The sequence below is a fragment of the Bacteroides sp. 1_1_30 genome (assembly GCF_020982715.1).
Taxonomy (GTDB): Bacteria; Bacteroidota; Bacteroidia; order Bacteroidales; family Bacteroidaceae; genus Bacteroides; species Bacteroides xylanisolvens.
The window spans coordinates 39156-47471 of sequence record NZ_JAJKHN010000053.1; the positions used below are offsets into that span (position 1 = coordinate 39156).

At 40.2% G+C, this 8316-nt stretch carries 4 protein-coding genes; all 4 read left to right on the forward strand.

Going from position 1 to position 8316, the window contains the following annotated elements; all coding sequences use genetic code 11:
• The first annotated feature begins 19 nt into the window (after positions 1–19).
• The 4 genes from LPH68_RS16125 (at position 20) to LPH68_RS16140 (ending at position 8163) form a co-directional block, all read left to right on the forward strand.
• Positions 20–2062 carry a RagB/SusD family nutrient uptake outer membrane protein gene (locus LPH68_RS16125; RefSeq protein WP_004302554.1) on the forward strand — a complete coding sequence of 681 codons (2043 nt, stop codon included), beginning with the start codon at positions 20–22 and terminating at the stop codon, positions 2060–2062.
• 164 nt (positions 2063–2226) lie between these two features.
• A complete protein-coding gene (locus LPH68_RS16130) occupies positions 2227–5181 on the forward strand; it encodes a glycosyl hydrolase 115 family protein (protein ID WP_134985528.1) in 2955 nt (984 codons plus the stop codon).
• A 24-nt stretch (positions 5182–5205) separates the two neighbouring features.
• A complete protein-coding gene (locus LPH68_RS16135; protein WP_074704426.1) occupies positions 5206–7002 on the forward strand; it encodes a hypothetical protein in 1797 nt (598 codons plus the stop codon).
• A 48-nt stretch (positions 7003–7050) separates the two neighbouring features.
• The gene (locus LPH68_RS16140; RefSeq protein ID WP_151922861.1) at positions 7051–8163 is read left to right on the forward strand and encodes a glycoside hydrolase family 105 protein; all 1113 of its coding nucleotides are present in this window, start codon (positions 7051–7053) and stop codon (positions 8161–8163) included.
• The last annotated feature ends 153 nt before the right edge of the window (positions 8164–8316 follow it).

Below are 8316 nucleotides of genomic sequence, written 5' to 3' on the forward strand. Positions count from 1 at the left end.
CTTTTAAACAGAAACGTATATGAAAAATTACATTCAAAAATATATTTGTAAAAGTGCCACTTTATTTGTGGGCGCTTCATTAATGTTGACCGGATGTTCGGAAAGTTTTTTAGATCCGGATCCTCAAACAATGTTTGAACCGGAAACTGTATTTTCTACGGAAAATGGTATCAAATCCGTATTGGCTATTTGTGACCGTCAACTTAAACGTAATTATGTGAGTGAAGATTCCAGGGAGATGATAGCGCTGCCCACAGAATATACTTTTTCTGATTTGATGGTACCGTCTGCGACTGATAAAAGCGGATTGTTGGATAATGTTGACAATCTGTTGAGACCGAACAGCGATCAAAGTGACGAAAAAAATTTAGGACGCACAAACAGTATATATTTCTTCTGGAGACAAAATTTTGAAGGTGTTAGAAATGCTAATACAATACTTTCGTTTATAGGTAATGTACCAATGGATGAAACATTGAAAAACGAATACATTGGCCGTGCCTATTTCCATCGGGCTTATCGCTATTATTCATTAGTTTTTCAATTTGGACATGTACCTTTGTTGACAAAACTTCCGGAAGTTCCTAAGCAGAACTATCGATCTACTCACCGTGACGCTATTCTGAAAAAAATGGTAGCAGATATGGAATTTGCTGTACAATGGGTTCCTGAACAGAAAGATATGGATTATGTTGGTATGGTAAATAAAGGTGCTTGCCGTATGTTGCTTTCTAAGCTCTATATGTCTATTGGTGAATTCGGGAAGGCAAAGGAACAGTTGGATATCTTAATTGATAAATCAGGCTATTCTTTGATGGAAGAACCTTTCGGAACCTTCTTTGAAGGTGGCGAATCTGCATCATGGCCTATTGCCCGCAATGTTATCTGGGATTTACATCGTCCGGAGAACAAGTTGATTGCTGCCAACAAAGAAGTGATTATGGGTATGCCCAACCGGGGAGCAGCTAAAGAATCATTCATCCCGATGTTGACTATGCGTATTATGTATCCTTTCTTCTTTGATAATAAAATCAAAATGCCTGACGGAAAGCAAGCTCTATTCAACTATACTCGCAAAGATGGCAAATATCGTAAAGAATATGATTATATGCGTGGACTAGGACGTGGTATATCTACATTCCGTACTACCACTTTCTATCAAGACGATTTGTGGGCTGTTAATGGTAAAATGGATCAAACCGATTTGCGGCATAGTACAGAAACGGGAAACTGGATGCACATGGAAAACCTGAAATGTAATAATCCGGATTCTGAATTCTTTGGGCAAAATATTAAGCTTTACGCAGAAGATGATTATTACAGTGAGAAAAATGAACTTGTTACCCGCAAGGGAGATTTGATGTGTTCTGACACTATTCGTCGTTGGTATGACGTCCCTCATTACATTTTCTGCCTGAATGATGTCATCAATCAAGCTAAGGAAACCAATAATGGTCTGGAAGGAGCTACGGATGGCAGTATTGCTGATTGGTATCTGTATCGTTTGGCGGAAGCCTACCTGCTGCGTGCAGAAGTAAAATTCTATATCAATCCGGATGATCCAACAATCAAGGATGATATAAACATCGTCAGAGAACGCGCTCATTGTACTGAATTTTATACAGATAAGGTTACTATCGGTGATATCATGGATGAACGTGCGCGTGAACTTTTCTTTGAAGAATGGCGTAATGTAGAGTTAACCCGCGTATCTCTCTGTTTGGCTATCAGCGGCAGAGCGGACGAGTTCGGAAATACATATAAAGTGGAAACATTCGATAAGCAATCCGGCACTGATCCTGAAGGTGGTAGCTATTGGTATCAACGTTGCATCAAGAAAGGTATGTACAACAAAGGCATTACTATTAACGTAAACGCTACTAAAACAGATATCAATTATATCATGGGTAAACATAACATTTATTGGCCTATCCCTGAAAAAGCAATCGTTTCTAACGGAAAGGCTCCTTTGTATCAGAACTACGGTTATGATGGTTATGATCCGAATGTGCAGATATGGGAAACTTGGGAAGAAGCTGTGGCCGATGAAGACAAATTCTGATAGGTGAGGAAAGCTTTCTCTGAAAAATAGCCACCGTAACTTTGAATCTCGAGTTGCGGTGGTTGCTTTTTGAACATATTCTGCTATTTATAGGTCGGTTTCTTTTATTCGTTTTGTTGCTTTTTGCCTAACTTTGCGTTATCAATAGTCAATCTAATGTGTATATGAAAAATAAAATTTTATTGCTGGGTTTATTTTGTTGTAGCCTGATTTCGGCAAATGCACAAGTTTTACTCGACAAAGGAACCGGAAAAAATAGTTTTCCTATTGTTTCTTCATCAACGAATGCAGTTGTTTGCTTTGATGGAAAAGATGCAACTGTAGTACGTAAAAGTGCTTCTCTCTTTGTGGATGATGTTCGTCGTGTGACGGGGCAAGAGTTGAAAATGGATGAAAGCAAGCCTGGAAAGGTATCTGCGCGGTATGCGATTATTGCCGGTACTATAGGAGAAAGCGGATGGATTGATGTTTTGGCATCGAGAAATAAAATAGATACAGCTGCCATTGCCGGAAGTTGGGAACGCTATATGATAGAGGTGGTCAACAATCCCGTTCCGGGCATTAAGAAAGCAATTGTCGTAGCCGGAAGTGACAGACGTGGTACTGCTTACGGACTTCTTTCCATATCAAAGGCAATAGGAGTATCTCCCTGGTATTGGTGGGCAGACGCTCCAATCAAACAGCAAAAACAAGTTAGTGTAAAAGTTGATAAGTTCATTTCTAAAACACCGTCTGTCAAGTTCAGAGGTGTCTTTATCAACGATGAAGACTGGGGGCTTTATCGTTGGTCGAAACGCAATTTTGAGAAAGAACGTGGAAACTTCGGACCGAGAACGTATGCAAAAGTGTGTGAACTGCTGTTGCGTCTTCAGGCTAATTATCTTTGTCCGGCTATGCACGATGCATCTATGGCATTCCACCGTATTCCTGAAAATCGCCTGGTAGCGGATAGCTTTGCTATTGTCATGGGGTCCTCCCATTGTGAACCGTTATTGTTTAATACGGCAAGTGAGTGGAAACGTGATAAAATGGGTGAATGGGACTATATCAATAATAAGGATGGAGTCAACAAAGTGTTGAAATCACGTGTAGATGAATGTGCTCCGTTTGAAAATGTATATACTTTGGCTTTGCGTGGATTGCACGACCGGGCAATGAATGCAAGCAATAATATGAGCGATAGAAAGGAAATGCTTCAGGAAGCTTTGATGGCACAAAGGCAAATGTTGGTGGATGCGATCGGCAAGCGTGCGGAAGATATTCCTCAAGCCTTTACTCCTTATAAAGAAGTGCTCGATGTATACGATCAGGGACTGGAGCTTCCGGATGATGTGACTATTATCTGGCCGGATGATAATTATGGATATATGAAACGTTTGAGTAGTCCGAAAGAGCAGAAACGTTCCGGACGTTCGGGAGTATATTATCATTCTTCTTATCTGGGTAAACCTCACGATCATCTTTGGATGAACACAATTTCACCCACATTAATGTATGAAGAACTACGTAAAGCATACGACTTGACGGCCGACCGTATCTGGCTGCTCAATGCCGGAGACATCAAATCATGTGAATTTGCTGTTGATTACTTCCTGACGATGGCTTTTGATATTGATTCATTCAACTTTGAAAGAGCGGCAAATTATCGTACCGAATGGTTGTGTGGCATGTTGGGCAACGATTATCGCAATGAATATCAGGATGTAATAAACTCTTTCTATAAACTGGCCTTTGCACGTAAACCGGAGTTTATGGGATGGGGTTACCAGTGGGCTACCGACAAACACGGCAGAGAACGGAATACAGATACTGATTTCTCACTTGTCAATTATCGTGAAGTAGATACTCGTCTGGCTGAATATCGTCGGATAGGAAATGTAGCGGAGAAAATTTTGAAAGCTCTGCCGGAAGATAAGAAGGCATGTTATTATCAATCATTATATTATCCGGTCAAAGGATGTGAACTGTTGAACCGTATGGTTCTCAACGGACAGAGAAACCGTTGGTACTCTATTCAGCAAAGGGCAACTACTGCAGAATTGGAGAAAATGACTAAGGCTTGTTATGACAGTCTGGAAGTAATCACAAAAGGATATAACTCATTACTTGGAGGTAAATGGGATCATGTAATGACCATGAAACAAGGATTTGCCGCAGCCTACTTTGAACTCCCGGCTCTGCGGAAGGCAAATCTGGCACCTACAGCCTCTTTGGGTATATTGGCAGAAGGAGAAGATATTCTGAAAGGGCAGAAAAGCTTCCATTCACTGCCATCTTTCAACACATATTTCCGTCAATCATATTACGTAGACGTTTTCAATAAAGGAACGACTCCTTTGAAATGGAAAGCATCGGTTTCAGATAACTGGATTCTATTAAGTCAGAAAGCCGGAGAAACTGCTACAGAAAATCGTATAGAAGTATCAATCGACTGGGCTAAGGTTCCGACTGGTGAGAAAGTATTCGGAACATTAGAAATCGCATCTGATCGTGGTGAGAAGGAGAATGTCTATATTTCTGTCTTCAATCCTTCCTCTCCTTCATTAGCCGAAATAGACTCTTTATTTGTAGAACACAACGGATATGTTTCCATTGATGCTGCCGGCTTCCACCGGAAAGTAGAGAACAAAGCTATTCAAATGAGAACGATTCCTAATTTGGGAATAGAAAATACAGCCATTCAGCTAGGTGATCCGACAGCCGCTCCACAGCGGACTGCAGGTCGCAGCACACCTCGCCTGGAATATGATTTCTATACATTCGAACAAGGTTCGGTTGATGTTTATACGTATGTACTGCCTACATTTACTTTAAGTAAGGATCGTGGATATGCCGGACATGAAGCGACGAATGTAGAAACGAAATATGGAGTATGTATTGACGAAGGTCCTGTAATGAATCCTTCCACTTCTTCTTTTGAGTATGCACAAATCTGGTACGAAAGTGTGTTGAAGAACTGTAGAATAAACAAGACCACTTTGCATATCGATAAACCGGGTAAACACACAGTGAAAATTATATGTGGCGATGCCGGAACTGTCCTGCAAAAGATTGTTTTGGATTTCGGAGGTATGAAGCGTTCTTATTTAGGACCACAGCCGACAAGACAGGCGAAATAGTAAGCTGAATAATATAGTAGAGCTATGAAACACACTTTTTTTATGTTATTTGTCTCCATCGCTATTTCATTTATGGCGTGTGAAGGCGGTGGGGAGAATGATGAGAATTTACCTGCCGATAACGGGAATACGGAGAAACCAAAGGATGATGAAACCCAAGAGCCTGTGGTCTGTAGCATCACACCTATAGGGGAATTGAATCAGGGGACTTCTATTATAAATTCCCATGCAGATGTTACGAAACGTTCATCGCTGATGATGAATTATCGGACGCTTGTGACTATGGAGGATTCTTATCCCCGTTATCCTCGTATAAAAAAAATGAAAAATGGCGACTATATTCTGTTCTATCACAATGGCAGTGCTAACAGTAATATTGGTCGGCGTTGTGTTTATGCGCTCAGTAAGGATCTGAGAACGTGGACAAAGAAAGGAGAGATATTTAACAGTTATGATATTATCGATAGCAAAGGCAATAAGAATATACACTGCTATGCTAATTGTGATGGACTGGTGCTTTCTAATGGAGATATATTAGCGGTTGCATCTTGCAGGGCTAATTCCGGTTATCGCGATTTACCGGAAGATGCAGGAATTGAATTAAGGCGCAGTACGGATAATGGTGTCACCTGGAGTGAACCTGTCAAGATATATCAGGGAGTTAATTGGGAACCTTTCTTGTTGGAGTTGCCTACAGGTGAACTACACTGTTACTTTACAGATAGCAGTCGTACTGGTTTGGAAGGACATGACACAGATACAGGTACGGCAATGGTTGTTTCTGCTGATGGAGGAAAGACATGGAGCCCCGACTTTAGCTCTTCTCCTTATTATGTATTGCGAATGAGATGGGAGAAAAATGGAATTGTCGGCTATAATCATCAGATGCCTTCTGTTGTGAGACTCAATGATAATAAAGGATTAGCTGCAGCTGTAGAAACCAATAATTCAGGATATCATATTTCGCTTTGTTATTCAGATAAAGACGAATGGGAATATTTGGCTGCCGATCAGGAAGGGCCTGCCGATAGTAATAATTGTGTTTTCTCCGGTATGGGACCATATTTGGGACAGTTCCCTTCGGGAGAAACCGTCCTTTCGTATGAATCGTCAAGCAAATATACTCTTAAAATAGGAGATGCCACTGCTCGTAATTTTGGTAGTGCTTATCAACCTTTTTCAGGTGGTTATTGGGGTTCACTTTGTATGATTGATTCACATACATTGGTTGGAACTAATGTTAAAGTGAAAGAAGGACCGGTTCAGATGGCACAGTTCGTACTTAATCATCGCATTGATGCCGTGAAAAGAGAGGTTACGGTAGATGGTAACAATAAAGAGTGGGCAAATACAGATCATGCACTTTTTGTGGGCGGTAAGTCACAAGCGCAAGGAACGCTACGTTGTTCGTATGATGATGATAATATTTATTTTCTGTTAGAAGTACTTGATCGAAACTTGCTAGCTTCTGATTACACTTCCTTATACATATCTCCTGTGGGTAATAATAAACTGTCCAAAGGGGCTTGTTGCATACAAGTAACAATGAATGGACTGAAGAATTGTGAAATATATGATTCAGCATGGAAAGAAGCGCAATTGGATGCCCAGGTCAAAACTTATGTCTGTGATGAAACAAACGAGAGGCGTATCGATAATTATGGATATATTGCTGAAGTTGCTATCCCACGTTCTAAATTAACTATAACTTCCGGGCAAATACTTGTCAATTTTTCCGTTACAAAGCGCAATTCGGTAGATGCTATTTGTGATGTAACATCTACAAGCACGGCACGTTGGATACCGGTGACTGGGTTATGATTCGGAGAATTTATTATTGGATAATTAATTATATAAAACACTATGATTATGAAAAAGAATTATTTGATTTATGCTTTATGGATGGCCGTTTTTTTGAGCTCGAATGTGGTTTCCGCTCAAAATTATTTTGGAGATTTTCCTGTAAAAGCAGATCCTAAGACTGTTGGAAATAAACTTAGTAAGCGTTTAATGGAGACCAAACATCAATTGTATGGTGATAGAGGAATACATTATGCAGAGGTGTGTACATGGTACGGAGCCCTTCGTTTTGCAGAATTGACAAATAATAAAGAATTGATCAAGCTGTTGAGAAATCGTTTCGAACTATTGTTCCACCTGGAAAAGGAACTCCTTCCTCCACCCATACACGTAGACCAGAATATGTTTGGTTGTCTGCCTCTAAGATTTTATAATATAACGAAAGATAAGCGTTATTTGGATCTAGGACTGCCCTATGCTGATACTCAATGGCAGCTTCCTGCCAATGCAAACGAAGAGGAACGTAAATGGGATAAAAAGGGATACTCTTGGCAAACTCGTCTTTGGATTGATGATATGTATATGATTACTATTGTGCAATCTGAGGCTTATAAAGCTACTGGTGATCCTAAGTATATCAATAGAGCTGCCAAAGAAATGGTTCTGTATTTGGATGAATTGCAACATCCCAACGGTCTTTTCTATCATGCATCGGATGTACCTTATTATTGGGGACGTGGTGATGGTTGGATGGCTGTCGGTATGACGGAGCTGCTTTATAACTTACCGGAGAAAGATCCTAATCGTGCACGTATCATGAAAGGTTACTTGTTGATGATGGATAATCTGAAAAAATACGTCAATAAAGATGGACTTTGGAACCAGCTGATTACCGAACCGGACTTTTGGACAGAGACATCTGGCTCGGCAATGTTTGCCTATGCTATGATTGTGGGTGTCAACAACGGCTGGCTGGATAAAGAAGAATATGCTCCGGTGGCACGTCGTGCATGGCTTGGCTTATGTAATTATATTAATGACAAGAATGATCTTACTGAGGTTTGTGTTGGAACCGGAAAGAAGAACAGTAAACAATATTATATGGATCGTCCCCGCATCGCCGGTGATTATCATGGACAGGCACCGATAATATGGTGTGCTTATGCATTATTGAATAAATAAAACAATAAAAGACCGGATACAGATCTATGGAGTTTTTTTATTCATAGTGTATTGTTGCTTTTAACATAACATATATTTAGGGATATTCAGTAAATGTTCCTCTTTCTAAAAAATCAAGAGAAAAGCTTTGCTTTACGTGAGCTTTTCTCTTGA